The sequence below is a fragment of the Desulfonauticus sp. genome, assembly GCF_055126295.1.
In genome coordinates, this window is the sequence record NZ_JBSRHE010000001.1 from 193,320 (window position 1) to 212,840 (window position 19,521).

The window sequence follows — 19,521 nt, forward strand, 5'->3', positions numbered from 1 at the left end:
TCAAATAATTACATCAACACTTAAGTTTTAATTTGTTTATATCATGTTTTTGAAAAAAATCAAGAAAAAAATAGGAATTTTTACCTATTTTTTTAAGAAAAAAGTAAAGACTAAAAAAAGATAAGGGATTCTGGGAAATTATTCTTCCAAACTTTCTGGCAAGGATAAAACAAATTCTTTTATTTTATCCCTTACTTCCCGGTAAAAATTTAAGGCTTCTTCTTCGCTTTTGGCCTTTACAGCCATACTGGGTGGGTCAGGAAAACCTCGGTGAATCACCTTGCCCGGAAAGTAAGGGCAAGTTTCATGGGCATGGCCACAAAGGGTCACTACATAATCAAATTTTATACCCTTTAGCTCGTCAATGGTCTTGGAATACTGTTTGGAAATATCTATTCCTATTTCTTGCATTACCCTGACTGCCCTTGGGTCCAGGGTATGTTTGAGTATGCCAGCAGAATAGGGTTCAATTGTCTCAGATTTTAAGGCTCTGGCCAGACCTTCTGCCATCTGGCTCCGACAAGAATTTCCTGTACACAAAAATAAAATCTTTTTTTTAGACATAAATATTACCTCTCTTTATATCTTTAAAAAAAGCGTAAGAGCATTTTAATGGCCAGTAAAATAACTAAAATACCCAAAAACTTTTTAACTGTACTGGCTTTCAGCTTGGCTTGCATAAATTGGGTCCCTAGATATCCTCCCAAATAAGCACTAATACCCACAGGAAGCATAAGCCCCAAATTAAAGCTACCCAAAAGAACATAAGCAATAAAACCTGTTAAAGAGGAAAAAGGTACTACAAAAGCAGTAATAGTAGTAACTTTTTTGGGATCATATCCAGAAAGGATTAAAAGAGGAGAAATAATAAGCCCGCCTCCAATACCCAAAAGGCCAGAAAAAAAGCCAGCCACTCCTCCCACAAAGCTCATATACAGCCAATTTTTATCTTCTTTGTATTTATCCTTGCCTTTATACTTACTTCCTTTAAAAAACAACAAAATGCTGGCAGCAAAAAATAAAAAAAGGGTAAAAATAAACAAAACTATTTTTTGGGAAATAAGGCTAGAAATATAGGCTCCAATAGGAGATAAAATAATAGAGCTGAGAATAATGGGAATACCCAAGCCAAAATCCAGGCGCTTGTTCTTGATATTGTCATAGGTAGCACCCACCATACTGATGGTGTTAACAAAAAGTCCTGTAGGCTTGGCCTCACTCAAAGGTATTCCCAGCCAGGCCAAAACTGGAACCAGGACCAGGGCAGAACCCACTCCACCTAAAGCAAAAAGAAAACTAAGACCAAAAGAAATTAAAGAAATAGTAAAAATTTCCACTTTATTTTTCTCCTATCAGAGCCCTATTTTGCATTTAACAAACTTTATTTTCTAGCATAAATGGGTTTGGGCTTTAATAAAGTAACCAGTTGTTCTGTAGAAGCCAATAAAATCTTTAATTCATCATATCCCTTTTCCAGTAAATAGGCATAGACCATTGCAGCCCTAACCAGAGAAGAACAAAAAATAATCACCAGTTTGTTTTTAGGAATTTCTTCCAAACGCTTAGGAATTTCATTTACTGGAATATTCACGGCAAAAGGAAACTGTAAAAGCTCATTTTCTTCCCTGGTCCTTACATCTAAAAAAAAGATGTTTTCCTTTCCTATAAGTTTTACAGCTGAATCTACTCCTATCCCATGTTGTCCACTACCAAAAAATTCCAGATCCATTTCTAAAAATAATTCGTCTAATCTCATTTTTTCTCCTTATTTTTCACAACTAAAATGACATACTCCTGTAGGTGTTTTTACTGCTACAGGGAAAAACCTTTTTTTAATCCACAAAGCCACATTGACCAAACCAATCAAGACAGGCACTTCAACCAGAGGACCAATTACTGCGGCAAAAGCCTGTCCAGAATTAAGGCCAAAAACAGCCACTGCCACTGCAATAGCCAATTCAAAGTTGTTAGAAGCAGCTGTAAAGCTCAAAGTTACGCTTTGTTCATAATTGGCTCCAGCCTTATAGGACATATAAAAAGAAACCAAAAACATTACTACAAAATAAACACACAGGGGAATGGCAATTCTTACCACATCCAGAGGCAAGGATACAATAAACTCACCCTTTAAGGAAAACATTACCACAATGGTAAAGAGTAAGGCTATCAAAGTAATAGGTGAGATTTTGGGAATAAAAACTGTTTCATACCATTCCCTGCCTTTGGTTTTAAGGCCAATTATTCTAGACAGTACTCCAGCAATAAAAGGAATTCCTAGATAAATAAAAACACTCTTGGCTATTTCCGCCATAGAGACATCTACTAATACACCCTTTAACCCCAGAAGAGGGGGAAGCAGGGTAATAAAAATATAGGCATACAGGGAATAAAAGAGCACCTGAAAAATAGAATTAAAGGCAACTAGACCAGCACAGTATTCACAATCTCCCTCTGCCAGATCATTCCAGACAATCACCATGGCAATACAGCGGGCCAGCCCAATCATAATTAAGCCAACCATATACTCTTGATAGCCAGAAAGAAAAGCAATGGCCAATAAAAACATCAAAATAGGTCCAACTATCCAGTTTTGAACCAGGGACAAAAATAAGACCTTCGTGTTTTTAAATACCTCGCCTAATTGTTCGTATTTTACTTTGGCCAGAGGGGGATACATCATCAAAATAAGTCCTATAGCAATGGGCACATTGGTGGTACCTACCTGAAAATAATTTAGGACATCTTTAATTTGGGGGAACCAATAGCCCCCCAACACCCCCACAAACATGGCCAAAAAAATCCATAGAGTGAGAAAACGGTCCAGAAAAGAAAGTTTTTTAATTACCTCAGACATACTACTCTCCCTTTAGCCAGGAAATTACCTCTTCTTTGGTGGGCACCTTACCAGCACACTTTACCTGACCATCCACCACCACCCCGGGAGTGGAAAGCACGCCCATCTTAGCAATTTCTGCATAGTCAGTTACTTTAGTGACATTGGCCATAATGCCAGACTCTCTAATGGCATCCATCACCACATTCATGGTCTTTTCACAATTGGGACAACCAGGGCCTAAAACTTTTACTTCCATAACCAAACCTCCTTTTTTAAATTACCAGATTAAAAATATATCCAACCAGCAAAATACCCATAGCCACAATAGAAGCAAAAACAATTATAAGTCTCTTTTTTAAGACCTTGCGCAAAATAAGCATTTCAGGCAAGGACAGGGCAATAACACTCATCATAAAAGCTAAAACCGTACCCAGAGCAGCTCCTTTACCCAAAAGAGCTTCTACCACAGGAACAATCCCAGCAGCATTAGAATACATAGGTACGCCAATAATTACCGCTAAAGGCACAGACCACCAGGAAGACTTACCCATAATAGAGGCCATAAAATCTTCTGGCACATAACCATGAATGCCAGCACCTACAGCAATACCAATAACAATATAAATCCAGACTTTTCCCACAATATCTTTTACTGACTGCAGGGCATACTCTATCCTCTGCTCAAAACTTTTCTTGTCTTCTGTTACCACATTGGCATCTGTTCTAATTTTTAAGACCCAATCTTCAATATAATGCTCCAGATTAAGCCTGCCTATAACAAATCCAGCTACTATAGCTACAAAAAGGCCCGTAAAAAGATATAGCGCTGCAATTTTCCAGCCCAGTAAACCATACAATAAGACTAAAGCTATTTCATTAACCATAGGAGCAGATATTAAGAAAGAAAAGGTAACTCCTAAAGGAATGCCAGCAGTAACAAAACCAATAAAAAGAGGAACAGCTGAGCAAGAACAAAAGGGAGTTACAATTCCTAAAAGAGCAGCCAGCACATTACCCACGCTTTCCCTTTTACCAGCTAAGATTTTTCTCGTCCTTTCTGGTGAAAAATAAGAACGCACAATACCCACTAAAAAAACCACCAGAGTAAGCAATAAAATAACCTTGGGAGTATCATAAACAAAAAACTGTACTGCTTCTCCCAGATGAGAGCCTGGTTTTAAAGCAAGCAAAGAAAAGGCAAACCACTGGGAAAAGGGAAGCAAACTTTTATAAAGTAAAGTCCATATACCCAGCAGCACCAACCCCCAAAACCAATAAAAAAACTTACTTTTGGGATTTTCTCTTTTTAGCTTTTGCTCACTCGCACAAGCGCACTCTAGATTTTCCATCTCTATTTTCCTCCTATTCCTTTTCTCTTAAATTGGGCAAAAGTTTAGCCAGGTCCTGAATTTCTTTTTCTTCTTCCAGCCACCTGGCAAGCAAATCAACAAGTTGCTTGTTCTTTGCTTCCATCTCTAAAGGCAAAAAATAAATCATCCAGGAACCCTGCCTTCTGCTTTCTATAAATCCTGCTTCTTCCAGTATCTTCAAATGCTTGGATACAGTGGGCTGTGCCACTTCCAGCACCTGCTGAAATTCACACACGCACACTTCTTTCTTTTTCAGCAATAAACCCAGGATTTTTAACCTGTTGGCATCAGATACGGCTTTAAATATTTTAACAATTTTCTTCATTACTCTCTCCCGTTTTTAGCTATATAGTTATTTAGCTATATGAAGTCAAGTAGTTTTTACTTCCAGTACTAAAAAATCCCCTTTTAAAAGGGGATTTTTTAGTACTGCAGCTTTTCCTTAGTACAGGTTTTAAATCGCCACCATTTCTTCTATGATTCTACGCAGTTCCTGAGCCAGTTTGGCCAGTTCACTTACAGCAGCGGAAGCTTCTCGCATGGCCTGAGAAGTCTCTTCAGAAATGCGGTTAATCTCTTCGGTACTTCTGGTGATTTGTTCAGAAGCAGAAGACTGTTCTTCTGAAGCTGTGGCAATGGCCTCTACTTGAGCCAGGGTATTTTGAGACATTTCTACGATACGCTTTAAAGCCTTGCCTGCCTCTTCTGCCTTCTGGCTACAGGCTAAAACAGTTTCATCCATTTTACCCATGGCCAATACATTATCCTTGGATACATTTTGAATAGAGCTGACACTAGCTTCCACCTCTTTAGTGGCATTCATGGTCTTTTCTGCCAACTTTCTCACTTCATCAGCAACCACAGCAAAGCCTCTTCCGGCCTCACCTGCCCTGGCAGCTTCTATGGCAGCATTTAAGGCCAGCAAGTTGGTCTGGTCAGCAATATCTGTAATTACTCCCACTACTTTACCAATTCCCTCAGCCTGTCTTTCCAAATTACGCATATTTTTTACCAAAAATCGGGCTTGCTCTTTTACTTCTAAAATACTGGTAATGGTCTCTTCTACTACTTTTGCCCCTTCTTGAGCCACTTCCCTGGCCCTATTGGCATTTTCTGCTGCTACTGAAGCATTTTTAGCCACTTCTAAAACTGTAGAATTCATTTGCTCCATGGCTGTAGCAGTTTCTCTGGCTCTATCTTTCTGAACCTCACTACCCTGGCTGGCCTGCTCCACCTGAGCAGAAAGTTCTTCTGCAGCTGAAGACAAACGACTGCTTACCACTTCGCCATCCTGGGCTAGCTTAGCTAGTTTTAGTTGAGCCCTCTTCAAATTACTTATGTCCAAAATATATTCAAAGGCTCCAACAATATCTCCTTTTTCATCAAAAATAGGATTACCATAGTACTGAATGTAAATATCTTCTCCTGTTGGCCTGGCAATGGTTTCTTCCACTGCACTTTTCCCCTTGGTCATTGCCTGTTTACAGGCGCATTTATCGCTTTGACAATCTTCAGTATGGAAAAAATTATAACATTTTTGCATCTTTACCTCTGCCAGGTCTTTTCCCAGCAAACCTAACCCCACTTTATTCAGGAAAAGAATATTAAAATTTTTATCTACACACATCACAGGTACAGGAGCATTGTCTAAATGCCCCACCAAAACCTCTACCACCTTATTAACTCCAACAATAATATTTTTAAAATCCCCTTCCAGATCTTCATCATTCATTTTAAACAAAATATTACCCTTGGCCACTTCATCTTTTTGTTTGAGTATTAAATCCTCGATAAAAATAAGCTTGCTCTTTAAGTCTTTTATCTTTTCTACCAGATCAACTATCTCATCACTGCCTTTTAAGTCTATCTCTGCCTTAAAATTACCCTTTTCTATTTCCTGGACAAAACTAAGACCAGCTTTTAATCTTCTGGTTTCAAACCAGGAAAGCAAAACTCCAATCCCTAAAGCAAAAACAATCCCTCCACTCAATCCATACCAGGATAATGTTTTAACCTTTTCTTCTTGCTCCAGCAAAAAAACATATTCTTTAGTCTTTGTCTTTTCCAATTCTAAAATATTTTTAGTGATTAAGTTCTCTAACTTTTCTTTAGAATTGGTAAACCTAGTTTTTGCCCGAATAAAATCTATTCCTCATCTTCTTTCTATAGAAGCAATTTCTTGCATGGAGGCAAAAAAATCAGCTAAACTTTGACTTACGGCTTTATTATCAGAGACTAAAATATTTTTCTCTTGCTCTTTTATCTTCTTAAATTGGTCTAATAACTGGTTAAAATCTTCTTTTTTAAAGTAAATATTACTTATGACCTTTTCCGCTTCTGTTAAATAACCATCTATATTTTTAAAATAATCTATTTCCTTTTGCAGGGAAATAAACTTATCCATGCCCAATTTTAACCTGTTCATGTTATTTAAAACATAAATGGCTACAAAACTAAAAATCAAAGTAGCACCTAAAAAGGCCAAAACCATTTTGTGTAGCATTCTTATTTTCATGACCAATGCTCCCAAATATTTTTTAAAGCTTCTTCTAATTTATTATATTTAAAGGAAAAACCTTCCTTTTGCAACCTAGAAGGAACGACTTTTGCCCCCTGGGTAAGAACCATCTCTCCTTCACCCAGAGCAAGTTTTAAAATAAATCTGGGTACCGGGAAAAAAGCAGGACGCTTTAAAACCCTGGCTAAAGTCCTGGTAAAATCCTTATTGGTGGTAAGCTGAGGGGCACACAAGTTGTAAATCCCCCGGGCATCTTTTTTATTCAAAGCCCAATAAAAGGCCCTGGCTAAATCTTCTAAATGAACCCAGGGAAAACCCTGGTTTCCAGAGGCAATTTTTCCACCTATCCCCCATCTAAAAAAGGGTAGCAGTTTGGCCAGAGCTCCTCCTTTGCCCAAAACCACTCCAAAGCGAAATATAACTACTCGAAGATTAAAGTTTGTAAACTGTAAGGCTTCTTTTTCCCAGTCCTGGCAAATTTTACTTAAAAAATTTTCACCATAAACAAAATTTTCTTCATCCTGCACCCTATCCTCTAAAGGAGCGTAAATGCCTACAGCTGAAGCAGAAAAATAATTACAAGGCCTATTTTGGGTCTTTAAAATGGCCTGGGCCAATATCTTAGTACTTTCTATCCTGCTGGAGTAAAGTACCTTTTTATATTCTTCTGTCCATCTTTTGGAAATGGGAGCACCAGCTAAATTAATCAAGGTATCCACCTTATCTAGTTTCAAAGCCAACTCATCCAGATTAGTCAAATCCTTTCTACCTAAAGGAACAATCTCCAGCCCTTTTTGCTGAAAATAAGCAGCTAAAAAACTACCTACAAAACCACTGGCTCCCAAAATAGCTACTTGCATACTTTACCACTCCTAAAATTATTATTAAACATTATTAAAAAGAAAAAAAGAAAAAAAGCAAGTTAAAAATATTAAAGAGTTCTTGTTTAGAACATTTTAACCTTGTAGCCAGGTCTAAAAAATCTTGACTTAACCTGTTTTCTTCTCTTAATACACATAACATGTTTCCCTTAAAAGATTCCATACCCCACAGAACCACTCCTTTTGTGAATTATTTCCTCATTATCTTAAATGTGCTTATCTTTTTCTATGAAGCCTCTCTTCCGCCCTTAGTTCTGGAACACCTTTTCTTTGAGTATGGCCTGGTGCCTGCCAGATATACCTATCCCTTTTGGGCGGTTTATATGGGTTTATCGCCGCACAATTATCTACCCTTTCTAACCAACATGTTTCTCCATGGAAGCTGGTTGCACCTTATTTTCAACATGTGGGCCCTTTATATTTTTGGCGATAATGTGGAAGATAGAATGGGACATCTAAGATACCTTATTTTTTATCTTCTGTGCGGCCTGGGAGCCAATTTATGTCACTTTTATCTCAATTACAATTCCACCATACCTACAGTAGGAGCCTCTGGAGCCATTGCAGGAATTATGGGAGCTTATTTAGTTCTTTTTCCCCATTCCAGGATAATAACTCTTATTCCTCTCTTTTTCATTCCTTATTTTATTGAAATACCTGCTATTTTCTATCTAACTGGCTGGTTTATTTCCCAGCTATTTTCTGGAGTGTTTTCCCTTACTTCTGAACAATTTAGTTCTAATATAGCCTTTTTTGCCCATATTGGAGGTTTTGTGGTGGGAATCTTACTTCTGCCACTATTTAAGAATAAAAACTATCGTCCCTGGTATGCAGATGAATATTATTTTAGCAATTTTTTTAAGGAGTAAACTATGGGATACCTGGATTTAATCTGGCTACTTTTTATCCTTTCTGCCTTGCAACCTGTTTTAAAGCAAAAAATGTTAGAATCAGCCAGACAAAAGTTAATTGCCAGGATAGAAAAAAAGAGAAATTCTCGGCTTATTTTATTGATACATCGCCAGGAAACCATGAGTTTTTTAGGATTTCCTGTATTTCGTTATATTGACATTCATGACTCAGAAGAAGTCTTAAGGGCTATTCACCTAACTGACCCAGAAATTCCCTTGGATATAGTTTTACATACCCCAGGAGGATTGGTGCTGGCTTCCCTGCAAATTGCCAGGGCTTTAAAAAAACACAAAGGCAAAGTTACTGTGTTTGTGCCTCATTATGCCATGAGCGGAGGTACTCTCATTGCCCTGGCCGCAGATGAAATAGTCATGACCGAATCCTCTGTCCTGGGACCAATTGACCCCCAGCTAGGAGAATACCCGGCAGCTTCTCTTTTAAGGACTATTGCCCAGAAACCCATTGACAAGTTGGAAGATAAAACTCTTATTCTGGGGGATATGGCCAAAATGGCCATCAAACAGGTAGAAGAAGCTGCTTATGAACTGCTCCAGGGCAATTATGAGGAAGAAAAGGCCAGGGAACTAGCTAAAATACTTTCTGAAGGAAGGTGGACCCATGATTATCCTTTGACCTTTTCTGAAGCCAGTAAGCTGGGACTAAAGGTAAGTAAAGAAATGCCAGCAGAAATTTTACAACTTCTAAGCCTATACCCTCAACCAGTAAGAAAAAACCCTTCAGTGGAATACTTGCCTATTCCCAGGAAAAACACTTCTAAATGAAGCTGGTCTTTTTAAAGCCTCCTATTGAAGACTTTTACCAGACCAAAATCAGGCTTCAACCCCTGGGACTGGCCTATCTTAAGGCCATAGTAAAAAAATATTTTCCTCAAATAAAAACCAAAATCTTGGACTTTCAGCAGGGCTACCCGGCCAAAACCATACCCTATCCAAAGGAAGTGGCCTATTTAAAGAACTACTACTTTCCCACCGATAAAAGTCCCTTTTCTACTTTTCATCACTACTATCACTTTGGAGCAGATTATGAAGAAATAGTAAGCAAGGTAAAGGAAGAAAGGCCAGATTTAGTTTTAGTTTCTATTTTATTTTCTCCTTACTATAGAGAAGCTTTGCTCTGTGCCCAAAAAATAAAAGAAATTTTAAAAGTGCCCATTTTAGCTGGAGGCACTCATGTTTCTTGTGCTCCTTTAAGTGTTTTAAAAGAAGAATATATTGACTTTGTCATTTATGGAGAAGGGGAAAGGCCTTTAACCAGGTTTTTAGAAGCTTATCTTGGAGATAAAAATTTTACCCAGGTCCCCAACCTGGGTTTTAAAGAACAAGGCAAACCCATTCTAACCCCACCTGAACCCAACTTTCCCCTTCAAGACCTGCCCTGGCCAGATTTCAGTGATTTTTCTCCTGCCAATTACACCTTAAGGAAAAAACCTATTGCTTTTATTACCTGCAGTAGAGGCTGTGTTTATAAATGCAAATTCTGTTCAGTAAAAAACACCTTTCCCCATTACAATCTAAGACCAGTTGAAGATGTGATTGCTGAACTAAAAACAAGATACCAGCAAGGATATAGAATCTTTGATTTTGAAGACGATAATTTAAGCTTTAACGCAAAATATTTTTCCCATTTACTTTCAGCCCTAGCAAAAACCTTTTCCGGGCAGGATATAGAATGCGTAGCTATGAATGGCCTGGCCTACTTTAATTTAGACCTGAAAATGCTTTCTTTAATGCAACAAGCTAAATTTAAAGAGCTAAATCTCTCCCTGGTAACCCTAAATAAAAATCTGGCCAAAGACCTATCCAGGCCCCTGGACTTAAAAAAGCTTCAAGAAGTCATAACCACAGCATTTAAACTGGGATTTAAGCTCATTGTCTATCAAATTCTGGGTTTACCTAAGGAAAGTCTGGAATCCATAGTAAAAACCATGTCCTTTATTGCCAGAGAGCCAGTACTGCTAGGTCCTTCTCTTTACTATGCTGCACCTGGCTCTGCCCTCTTTAACCCCAGGCGTAAAGATAAAGACCATTTTTTTATGGCCAGGTCTACCTTTTTAGATACAGAAGATGCTCTTATTAGTAGAGATGAACTCTATTCTTTGTTTATCCTGGCCAGAATCATAAACTTTTTAAAAGGCTTTAAACTTGTCCAGCATATACACCTTAAGGAGCTTTTAAACTATCCAGGTCAAAATCCACGCCAGAATTTAGGCTTAACTATTTTGAGTAAATTGGAAAAAGAAAACCTTCTTTCTGGTTATGACGGCAAAAACTACTTTCCTATTCCTCATTTTTCCTCTAACCTGTGGACTTTTTTTAAAAAAGAGTCTAGTTATCTTACTACCTTAAACAACAAAAAAATTTTTTTAGGAGAAAAGAATGTATAAAAAGACTAAAGAGGGAGTAATCATAGGTAGAATAGGCTATGGAAAAGACCTATTAAGTGAATTAAATGAGATAGTTAAACAAGAAAAGATAAATTTGGGCAAAGTGGAAGCCATAGGCGCCTTACAAAAAGCCACCATAGCCTACTACCATCAAGACTCTCAAAATTACGAACTCATCACCTTTAATCAACACTTAGAAATAGTGTCTCTTATAGGCAATGTATCTTTAAAGGATAATACTCCCTTTGTGCACGCCCACATCACTCTGGGAGACAACAAGGGCAATCTTTTGGGAGGACACCTTTCCTCTGAAAGTATTGTTTTTGCCTGTGAATTTCTAATTATTCCTTTTACTGGCCCAAGTTTAGAAAGAAAACTGGACCAACAAACCGGACTTCCTCTCTGGGATATCTAATTAAAAGTGCTTTCCCAGTTGAGCAAAGGCCTTTAGGGATTCTGGGTCCAGGATTTCAATATCTTTACCTCTAGTTAAAAGCAACCCCTGTTCTTTTAAGCTTTTAAAGGCTCGAGATAAGGTTTCTGGAATAGTTCCCAAAAGATAAGCAAGCTCGCTTTTAGTGGTTTCCAGCCTCACTACTTTCTTCTGCTTATCCAGGGCCAGAGAGTAAAGATAAAGGGCTAACCTTTGAGGCACCTCTTTTAAGCTCAAATCCTCCACTTTCTGAACCAGTTCTTTCAGACGCAAACTAAAAAGCCAAATCATTTTCAGGGCCAAATCGGGCTCTGCTTGAAAAAGCTTTTTAAATTTTTCCTTGGGGATAAAGACCAGAGTACTGTCTTCCAGGCACAAACTATTGGCAGGATAATTAAAATCTCCCCCTAAAACCACTTCTGCAAAAATATCTCCCGGGCCCAATAGGTGTAAAATCTGTTCCTTTCCTTCAAAATTGTTCTTATATATTTTTACTCTTCCTGAAATAATTCCAAAAAACCCCTGTCCAGGCTCTCCCTCCCGAAAAACATGCTCACCAGAAATATAATTTTTTAAAATAGAAATTGATTTTAACTTTTCTAGAACTTCTGTATCCAAAAAAGAAAATAAAGAAATTTCCTTTAATTTAGCGATTGTATTCATTTTTTGAATTGTTGTTTACTAAAGAAAGGTAATTTATTCCCTGGAAAACATAGTTTATCCCAGATAAAAGGGTAAACAGTCCAACCAAAGCGTAAAAATAACCAAGTTCTATCTTTAAAACCCAAAAACTACTTTTTGCACCTAAAATTAAAACTACCAGTAATATTTGAAGTAAGGTATTTACTTTACTCACAAAAGAAGGGCGAATATTGTCTTTAATGGCAAAACCCAAAAAGCTAAGTAAGCCAACTCCTCCTAAAATAAGCAAATCCCTACTTACCACCAGGACAGCAAGCCAGCCTGGTACCCACCTGGCAATACCCAAACACACATAAGTGGTTATTAAAAGTACCTTATCTGCCAGAGGGTCCAGCAAGGCACCCAGTTTGGATTTTTGTCTAAAAAACCTAGCAATAAATCCATCTAAGCCATCAGTAAAACCTGCTAAGAAAAATACTCCTAAAGACCAGGCATATTCTTTATCCAAAAAGAAAATCACAAACACAGGAGTAAGTAAGATTCTAAAGACAGTAAGGATATTGGGAATGGTCAGGTTTTTGTTCATTAAAAGCCTAGCAATTTATCCCTTTCTTTATTCCAGCGCACCCAGGGATTTTGTTCATCTTCTTCTAAGGCAAATTTTTTAGGAGGAGCAAAGCGTCCATCTGGATAAAGCACAAATTCATATCCTGCCCCCACAATAACTAACCACTCCTGCAAACTAACTCTTTTAGGTCCTTCTACCTTCTTGGGTCCACTTACCCTCTGAGCCATTAAGGATTTTCCAGGTTTATATTCTTCTGAAACTGGCCTATAACCCACCTGAATTTTACCATCATAGACCAAAAATCTATTATATTCAGCAGCAACTACTGCTCTATATTTGGTGCCAGCAACTCCAGCAACAGCTGTAGGGGTTTCTAATTCAAATTTATTATCCTTGGCCATGAGCTTTTTTACAGAAGCCCAGCATTCTCCTAACATCAATTGAGTTTTCATCTCCCGTTTACTATTTTTCTCATCATACAGGGCCTTAACCAGGGTCAAAGTGGTATTTTCATTAAAGCGTAAAACACTTCCATCTGGCAATACAAGCTCCAACTTGCTCTTCTCTTTTACCTTTATTTCAACAGGAGGAGTGAGAAACTGGCCTATTTGCAATTCCTTATCCTGTACAAAGGCCTTACCTTCTAAATAGTTTACTTTTACTTTACCTTCTACTTCTATTTCTGCAGCCAGGACAAAAGAAGAAAAGAAAAAAAATATTCCCCATAAAAAAATAAATTTTTTCATAATTACTCCTCCAGGTTAAAAACTATATTTTGGGGATGTAAAACTTTTTTAAGCTCTAAGGCAAGCTCTTCTTTGTTTAAGCTCCAAACTTTCCAGCTAGCTTTTATGGAAGGACCACTTAGTTCCACTGTTAGCAAATTCTTCTTCAATACAAATCTTGACCAGGTGCCCAGGTCTTTATCAAATTCCTTTAAACTATCTATGGTGACCCAGCCACTACTAACTAAAGTAAAACTTTCTACCAGTTCATTCATTACCTCTGGTAAATCAAAATAACCTGCCCAGAGTTTTATCCATAAATTTTCCAAGTCATCTGCCTGAATTTCCAATTTGTGCTCTTTTACCACTAACTCTCCAAACCACTTTTCCTGTCCCTTTAAAATAGTTACTTTTAAAGGGGCGTCCACTTTTACTTCTACCCCGGTTAAAGTTTGCAAGCGACTCAGGGTCAAAAATTCTTCTGGACTAACTCCCTTTAAGGTCAGGTCATAGGCCAGTTTTTTATTGGCAGTAAATAGAAGTCCATATTTTTTTAACTCTTGCCGTAAAAGGCTTTTATTTACTTCACAGTCCAGCTTTAACTCTAAAGTCTCTTCCTGCTCCACCCAGGAAAGCTCTCTATAACCATAAATAAACTTATCTATCCTGGGTAATAAAAACTCCCCTAAAATCTCCAGTCTCTGCTTGGATAATTTTTGGTCCAACAAGTTATTGGCTTCTTTTAAAACAGCCTGTAAAAAGGCCTGCTCGTATATTTTGGGTTTTATATCTTTCAAAGTTTCTGCACTATCTTTAGGCCAGATAACTTCTACTTCCACTCCAGCGTAAGCACTTTGCACCCCACATAAAAAAAGCAATATCACAAACAATTTAATTATTTTCAGCATATTTTCATTTCCTTCCCTCAACCTTTGTGGTCAAATCTGCAAAAAAAAGCCTTTAACTGTCAATCTCTTCTTTTAGGTTTAAGTAGTTATCTTCTAGCTTTGCCACTAATTTCTTTGATTTTTATCTTAAATACTCTGGTTTTATCCAGATAAGAAGCAATATATTTCTGGCTCTTATCCTCGTATTCTGAAGCGTATTTCTTTATTAATCCCTTTAACGCCCTTATTTTTTCTTCTGCAAAAACCTCTTCAACTTCTCCACAAACAATAACACTTTCGTATTTGGTACTAAATTTTTCTGGGATAAGACAGGTATGCCCAACTACACAAAAAGAAACAACAGGTTGAAACTGAATATTATCTATTTTTTTCCCTTCTAAAGCACAGTGAAAATAAATACTATCATCTAAAAGACAATAATTTATTGGAACTCCATAAGGCCTATTTTCTCCATCTACAGTGGAAAGAACTCCAAATTCACCCTTTTCCAAAAGAGTAAGAGCTTCGCTTTGACTAATCTGCTTATCTTTTCTACGCATAGTACTTTCCTTTAAAATTAAAAAAATGCACTGGATGAATTTCATCCAGTGCATTTAAAACTCTACTCAAAACCATTTACTAGAATAATCTAAGCATATCTTTTAATTTTTTTATAGCTAAAACCGCATCTACACCAGAAATAGTTTGGTCTGGATAAAACTCTCCACTTCGAATATCTGTACTCAAAAGCCCTCTAGTGGTACAAAGCATAACTGCATTAAAGGCATAATGAGTGGTTGGAATATCAGGAATATTGCTCTCCTGACCAATAAATTCTGTGGCCAGTTTGTTATTTCCAGTGGCTCTAATTAAAATATCTTCAAAAAGTAAAGCCATTTCCACCTTAGATACTGGTTCATTGGGTCTAAAGGTGTGATCTGGATAGGGTTGCAAGCCTCTAACTCCTAAACCCACAACCATAAGAATGTCGTTTTTCAAAGGATGATCGGCAATGTCCTTGACCTTGTTCTCAGTGTAAATATCTTCAAACTTCATCTGCACGCCTTGAGGGGCTTCAAAGGTCTTTTTCTCTGCTTCTTGAGTTTTAGTATAAAAACGCTTTACATTTAACTCTTCAATCAAAAGGCCAGCCAGATCACCTCTGGTTAGTTTATCCACCAGCACAATTTCCTTGCCCAGCTGACTCTCAGGGGCTGCTCTATTGGCCTTTTGAGCTAACTGCCAGCACAAATCAGCCCTTTCTTCCCAATCCTTATCTCCCAGGGACTTTACCCTGGCATACATTTCTTCTGCCTTATAAAAATCTAAACCATAAAGATAAGCTTCTCCTAAGTAAAAATAAAGCTCAGGAGAATTGGGTTTAATTACATTGCCCCTGCTAAAGGCTTCCTTGGCTTTGGTTATAAGCTGATAGTCAGAAAGTTTTTTCTGTTTTTTCAAAGCAATATAAGCCCTTATCTCAGAGACAAGGGTCCAGATTTTTTCTTCCTTACCTTTAGCCTTTTGTTGGCCTTTGGTTATAAGTTTTAAACCATCCCTATCCCCTTTTATAACCTGAATAAGTCCCTTTCCAGCCAGAGCAGGCCCATAGTCTGGATCCAGACTCAAGGCCTGTTCAAACTCCTCTTCAGCCAGGTCCAGCTTATCTTCATCTAAATAGGCCACTCCCTGCTTATAGTGATGCAGTGGATTATCCATCATTCCCTGGGGAGCCCTTCCTTTGGGTGTACAACTGACCACCAGTAAAAAGAGTACCACCAGGACAAAACTCAATCTTTTATATACTTTCATCCTTCTATCTCCTTTTTAAGCTAATCCAGGATAATCATAACTTTACATTTTTCCAAGAAACTCTGTTTTTGACTTAAAGCTCTTAACTGGTTGGCACTGGCATTGTCTATAACCAAATCAGCCTTGCCTTTACCCTTCACCTGAACAGCTTTAGCTACAAAAGGCATATTCGCCACTCTGGGATTGGATTTGGCTTTCTCCAAATCCTTGGCATAGCCAGCCATTCCCTGCTGAATGGCGTATTCACGGCTGACAAAAGCAGAGCCATAAACTTCCTGGCCATTTTCGTCATAAATTTTGGGACTCATAGCTGGTCTGGCTCCAAGGCCTCTGGCATCTACAATAAGACCGGTATAAACCATTTCAGGCTGAGGAGTAGGCATGGCAGGTGTAGGTTCTGGCTGAACTTGAGGAGGCTGAGGAGCAACAACTGGAGGCTGAGGTACATTTACTTGAGGTTGGCTGGGTTCTACCGGAGGTGTAGGAGGAGTTAAGCGCTCTGGCTTTTGAATTTTTGTCCCAAAGGGGATAGTAGGAGGTAAAAGTACATCAGCCAGGCCTCCTCTCAAACTAACTCCCACGGTCACTTCTACTGAACCATCAGACATGTAAGCAATGTCCAGGACCTGGGAATTTTGTAAAAAACCCTGTACTCTAGAGATAATTATGTCGTTGGTGACCATATAATTTTGAACCGTGGTAGTAGAATCAATCTGTACCCCTTTTAAAACTTCCAATAAATTTCTTCTAGCCACTACAGTAGCAGCCCTTACAGCCATTGCTCTGGCTTGAGCCATATTCACTGCTGTAGCCGGTGGAGCACCTATGCCTGTCGCAGTAACCAAACCTGTCTGCCAATTCACCTTTCCGTTTTCAAAAGTCTGGACATAAGCATAGTCCATTATTGGTTGTTGCGCTAAAGCCATTCCATAAAACCCAAGGCCAAAAGCCAAAAAACAAACTAAAAATAAAAATCTTCGCATATGCTCCTCCTATTTTTTTTCTATTTTTCCCAAATAATATAAAGCTGACTTATTTCTTGGCTCATAAGTTAAAGTTTTTTGCCAATAAAATCCAGCTTTTTTAAAATTTTTCTCTTGATAAAACTTTAAAGCTAATTCATTATAAACTTTAGCCAAATTATATCTGGCTTCGTTGTTTTTAGCATTTATCTTTAAAGATTTATCCCAGGTCTCAATGGCTCTATCTACTTCACCTCGGTTATAATAAACCCAGCCCAGTTCATTTAAGGCCTTTACATATTTGGGATTTAACTCCAGGGCTTTTTTTAGCTCCAACTCAGCGTTATAGACCATGTCCAAACCCAAAAAAGCCAGGGCCAGGCGATAATGAGTCTCTGGGTCGTCAGAACCTACCTCCTGGGCTTTACGCAAATATAAAATACTCTGTTTTAAATTGTGCTCCACTGCATAAACCACTCCCAAAAAATAATAGGCATTGGCATTATAGGGGTCTAACTTTAAAACTTCTTCAAATTGAGAGGTAGCTTCTTTGATTTTGTTATCTTTTAGCAAAAGCACTCCCAGCCAGATTCTGGCAAAGGTATTGTCTTTAGAAATAGCTACCACTTTACTAAAGTAATTATAAGCCCTGGCAAAATCTTCTTGCTTGGCACTTAAAAGCCCTAGCTGATTTAGGGCAAATTCATTGTTGGGGTCTAGCCTAATTACCTTTTCAAACAAGGCCTTAGCTTCTTTTAACTTTCCCTGGTAGTGAAGGTCTGAAGCCTGAAAAATAAGGTCATTAATATCTTCTGCATAAGCAACTACACTGAATAATAAAAAAAAGATTGTAACTAACCCTATCTTTTTTAACATTTTTTCATATCCTGCTCTTTTTTAAACTGACAATAGAAGAGGCAATGGATAAGGCCAGCTTGTGTCTAAAATCACTTTGAGCCAACAACTTCTCTTCCTCTGGATTGGAAATAAAACCCATCTCCAGCAAAATAGAAGGCATCTTGGCTCTACGCAAAACATAAAAATTGGCTGAATGCACTCCCCTGTTTTTTAGAGGTAGACGATTTTTTAAATTATTCTGAATAAGGGAAGCAACCTCTCCCCCTGCCTCCCAGTAGCGCTTTCTTTCAAATAAAAACAAAATCTCTTCAATATTTACATACCCCTTTTGAATAAGTTCGTTTTTTTCCAACTTAAGCACAGAATTTTCAAACTCTGCCACCCTGGCTGCTTCCTTACTGGAAGCTCGCTCTGAGCAAAAATAAGTTTCCATTCCTCTGGGCTTTCTGTTCTCATTGGCATTGACATGAAAGGAAACAAATAAATCTGCACTATACTGGTTGGCTGTAGTAGTTCTGGCACTTAAAGGCACAAAATAGTCTTCTGTACGAGTAAAAAATACCTTTAAGTCCTTATCCATCTGGGCCAGTATTTGCGAAGTCCTTTTGACCAGGTCCAGATTGACCTCTTTTTCCTGCAAGCCCTTAAGCCCCACTGCTCCAGAATCAAAGCCCCCATGTCCAGGATCCAAAACTACCCTCTGGATACGATAGCCAAGAGTGTTTTCCACCTGCAGGCGATCTAAAATCTGCTTTTCTTCTTCCAGGGCCTTTTTTTCCAAAGGAGTTAAAGGCTTAATAGGTTCAATCTTTGGAGGCAAAGGCTTTTGGGAAATAATATCTACCATCATTCTGGAATAGGTATCCTCAGGATTTAAACGCAAAACCTGCCTGAAACTATCCAAAGACTTTCTTAGTTCTTTTTTTTGAAAATAGGCCCTTCCCAGAAGCCCCCAAAGCCACTCATTATCAGGCTCTAGCTTCACTCCTGCTTGCAAAACTTCTATGGCCTGGTCATATTTTCCTTGCGCTAAAAGCTCCTGTCCCTTTAAACCCAGGTCAAAACCACTTTCAGCCCATAAAAACCTGGAATTTAAAGAAACTAGACCTGTAGCCAAAGCTACCAATGCCTTTCTTCTATTAATTTTTGCCATAATGCTAATACACAACCTTTAACCTGGTTTGCGGATAATAAAACGCCAGAATATCCCTATAACTTTTACCTTCTTTGGCCAAAGCATAGGCTCCCCACTGGCTTAAGCCCACTCCATGGCCATATCCTCTACCTCTTATCCAGAGTCCATCGCCCTGCCACTTTATCTCAGCCAGAGTGGATTTAATATCCCTAGGGCCTAACCAGAGACGAAAACTATTACTAGCTAACACTACTTTAGCCTTTGAGGCAACTATTTTTAAATTTATAATCCTGCCAGAAGGTGAAATATCACCCACTTGAATTTCTTGAATAGAGCCCAAAGCAAACCCTTTGGACCGCAACACCTTTTCAATATTCTCTTTTTGTATCTTTAGCTGCCATTCTTCCCTTTTAATTTCAGGAGAAAAAGGGTCCTTTTTAATCAAAAAATAGGGAAAATCCACTTTCCAGACATTACTGGATTTTTCCAGCATGCCCCCACTATGAGCATGAAAATAGGCTAAAATAGGCTTATTCTCATAGGTTAAAATTTCTCCCCTGGTACTTTTTACGGCTTTT

The 19,521-nt window shown here is 38.2% G+C and carries 24 protein-coding genes; 4 read left to right on the forward strand and 20 right to left on the reverse strand.

The annotated features are described in order from the left end of the window. Nucleotides 1-138: 138 nt before the first annotated feature. The 10 genes from ACTCIM_RS00980 to ACTCIM_RS01025 form a co-directional block, all read right to left on the reverse strand. Nucleotides 139-564: an arsenate reductase ArsC gene (locus tag ACTCIM_RS00980; protein ID WP_029970065.1), complete on the reverse strand. Its 426-nt coding sequence runs from the start codon at nt 562-564 to the stop codon at nt 139-141. 23 nt (nt 565-587) lie between these two features. Continuing rightward, the gene (locus ACTCIM_RS00985) at nt 588-1,337 is read right to left on the reverse strand and encodes a sulfite exporter TauE/SafE family protein (protein ID WP_472313351.1); all 750 of its coding nucleotides are present in this window, start codon (nt 1,335-1,337) and stop codon (nt 588-590) included. A 44-nt stretch (nt 1,338-1,381) separates the two neighbouring features. Beyond that, entirely contained in the window at nt 1,382-1,756 is a 375-nt protein-coding gene (locus ACTCIM_RS00990; protein WP_464279619.1) for a rhodanese-like domain-containing protein, read from the reverse strand. Between the two features lie 9 nt (nt 1,757-1,765). Further along, nucleotides 1,766-2,854, reverse strand: a complete 1,089-nt coding sequence (gene arsB / locus ACTCIM_RS00995; RefSeq protein WP_472313352.1) for an ACR3 family arsenite efflux transporter — start codon at nt 2,852-2,854, stop codon at nt 1,766-1,768. Between the two features lies 1 nt (nt 2,855). Continuing rightward, nucleotides 2,856-3,092 carry a thioredoxin family protein gene (locus tag ACTCIM_RS01000; RefSeq protein ID WP_029970070.1) on the reverse strand — a complete coding sequence of 79 codons (237 nt, stop codon included), beginning with the start codon at nt 3,090-3,092 and terminating at the stop codon, nt 2,856-2,858. Between the two features lie 16 nt (nt 3,093-3,108). Then, nucleotides 3,109-4,185: a permease gene (locus ACTCIM_RS01005; protein ID WP_029970071.1), complete on the reverse strand. Its 1,077-nt coding sequence runs from the start codon at nt 4,183-4,185 to the stop codon at nt 3,109-3,111. A gap of 13 nt (nt 4,186-4,198) precedes the next feature. Continuing rightward, the gene (locus ACTCIM_RS01010; RefSeq protein WP_029970072.1) at nt 4,199-4,531 is read right to left on the reverse strand and encodes an ArsR/SmtB family transcription factor; all 333 of its coding nucleotides are present in this window, start codon (nt 4,529-4,531) and stop codon (nt 4,199-4,201) included. A gap of 129 nt (nt 4,532-4,660) precedes the next feature. Further along, nucleotides 4,661-6,274 (reverse strand): methyl-accepting chemotaxis protein, encoded by a 1,614-nt coding sequence (locus ACTCIM_RS01015; protein ID WP_472313353.1) that lies wholly within the window; start codon nt 6,272-6,274, stop codon nt 4,661-4,663. 84 nt (nt 6,275-6,358) lie between these two features. Continuing rightward, nucleotides 6,359-6,721 carry a hypothetical protein gene (locus ACTCIM_RS01020; protein WP_464279617.1) on the reverse strand — a complete coding sequence of 121 codons (363 nt, stop codon included), beginning with the start codon at nt 6,719-6,721 and terminating at the stop codon, nt 6,359-6,361. After that, nucleotides 6,718-7,584 carry a TIGR01777 family oxidoreductase gene (locus tag ACTCIM_RS01025; protein ID WP_464279616.1) on the reverse strand — a complete coding sequence of 289 codons (867 nt, stop codon included), beginning with the start codon at nt 7,582-7,584 and terminating at the stop codon, nt 6,718-6,720. The genes ACTCIM_RS01020 and ACTCIM_RS01025 overlap by 4 nt, the downstream gene beginning before the upstream one ends. A 161-nt stretch (nt 7,585-7,745) precedes the next feature. Here ACTCIM_RS01025 and ACTCIM_RS01030 point away from each other — a divergent pair, with 161 nt between their 5' ends. From ACTCIM_RS01030 to ACTCIM_RS01045, 4 genes are read left to right on the forward strand one after another with little or no spacing between them, the layout of a single operon-like run. Then, nucleotides 7,746-8,474, forward strand: coding sequence for a rhomboid family intramembrane serine protease (locus tag ACTCIM_RS01030; protein WP_472313354.1), 729 nt, complete (start codon nt 7,746-7,748; stop codon nt 8,472-8,474). A 3-nt stretch (nt 8,475-8,477) separates the two neighbouring features. Further along, nucleotides 8,478-9,299, forward strand: a complete 822-nt coding sequence (locus ACTCIM_RS01035; protein WP_472313356.1) for an SDH family Clp fold serine proteinase — start codon at nt 8,478-8,480, stop codon at nt 9,297-9,299. Further along, nucleotides 9,296-10,921 carry a B12-binding domain-containing radical SAM protein gene (locus ACTCIM_RS01040; RefSeq protein WP_472313358.1) on the forward strand — a complete coding sequence of 542 codons (1,626 nt, stop codon included), beginning with the start codon at nt 9,296-9,298 and terminating at the stop codon, nt 10,919-10,921. The genes ACTCIM_RS01035 and ACTCIM_RS01040 overlap by 4 nt, the downstream gene beginning before the upstream one ends. Continuing rightward, the gene (locus ACTCIM_RS01045; protein ID WP_472313359.1) at nt 10,914-11,336 is read left to right on the forward strand and encodes a PPC domain-containing DNA-binding protein; all 423 of its coding nucleotides are present in this window, start codon (nt 10,914-10,916) and stop codon (nt 11,334-11,336) included. Before ACTCIM_RS01040 ends, ACTCIM_RS01045 begins: the two co-directional genes overlap by 8 nt. Here ACTCIM_RS01045 and ACTCIM_RS01050 read toward each other — a convergent pair whose 3' ends face one another. The 10 genes from ACTCIM_RS01050 to ACTCIM_RS01095 all read right to left on the reverse strand — a co-directional run. Then, entirely contained in the window at nt 11,337-12,017 is a 681-nt protein-coding gene (locus tag ACTCIM_RS01050) for a Crp/Fnr family transcriptional regulator (protein WP_472313360.1), read from the reverse strand. It lies immediately after the preceding gene. Continuing rightward, on the reverse strand, nt 12,001-12,582 hold the full coding sequence (locus ACTCIM_RS01055) for a CDP-alcohol phosphatidyltransferase family protein (RefSeq protein ID WP_472313361.1): 582 nt from the start codon (nt 12,580-12,582) through the stop codon (nt 12,001-12,003). Before ACTCIM_RS01055 ends, ACTCIM_RS01050 begins: the two co-directional genes overlap by 17 nt. Beyond that, on the reverse strand, nt 12,582-13,310 hold the full coding sequence (locus tag ACTCIM_RS01060; protein ID WP_464279609.1) for a FecR family protein: 729 nt from the start codon (nt 13,308-13,310) through the stop codon (nt 12,582-12,584). The genes ACTCIM_RS01055 and ACTCIM_RS01060 overlap by 1 nt, the downstream gene beginning before the upstream one ends. 2 nt (nt 13,311-13,312) lie before the next feature. Next, complete coding sequence (locus ACTCIM_RS01065) at nt 13,313-14,197, reverse strand: hypothetical protein (protein WP_464279608.1); 885 nt, start codon at nt 14,195-14,197, stop codon at nt 13,313-13,315. Nucleotides 14,198-14,283: 86 nt separating this feature from the next. Further along, nucleotides 14,284-14,736: a pyridoxamine 5'-phosphate oxidase family protein gene (locus ACTCIM_RS01070; protein WP_472313364.1), complete on the reverse strand. Its 453-nt coding sequence runs from the start codon at nt 14,734-14,736 to the stop codon at nt 14,284-14,286. Nucleotides 14,737-14,815: 79 nt separating this feature from the next. Next, nucleotides 14,816-15,988, reverse strand: a complete 1,173-nt coding sequence (locus ACTCIM_RS01075; RefSeq protein WP_472313365.1) for a tetratricopeptide repeat protein — start codon at nt 15,986-15,988, stop codon at nt 14,816-14,818. Between the two features lie 20 nt (nt 15,989-16,008). Further along, nucleotides 16,009-16,971, reverse strand: coding sequence for an LPP20 family lipoprotein (locus tag ACTCIM_RS01080; RefSeq protein WP_472313367.1), 963 nt, complete (start codon nt 16,969-16,971; stop codon nt 16,009-16,011). Between the two features lie 9 nt (nt 16,972-16,980). Next, nucleotides 16,981-17,826 (reverse strand): tetratricopeptide repeat protein, encoded by an 846-nt coding sequence (locus ACTCIM_RS01085; RefSeq protein WP_472313368.1) that lies wholly within the window; start codon nt 17,824-17,826, stop codon nt 16,981-16,983. Nucleotides 17,827-17,830: 4 nt separating this feature from the next. Continuing rightward, a complete protein-coding gene (locus ACTCIM_RS01090) occupies nt 17,831-18,961 on the reverse strand; it encodes an N-acetylmuramoyl-L-alanine amidase (protein WP_472313370.1) in 1,131 nt (376 codons plus the stop codon). A 4-nt stretch (nt 18,962-18,965) separates the two neighbouring features. Then, nucleotides 18,966-19,521, reverse strand: a 556-nt coding sequence (locus tag ACTCIM_RS01095; protein WP_472313372.1) for a SpoIID/LytB domain-containing protein, incomplete at its 5' end; no start/stop codon positions are given.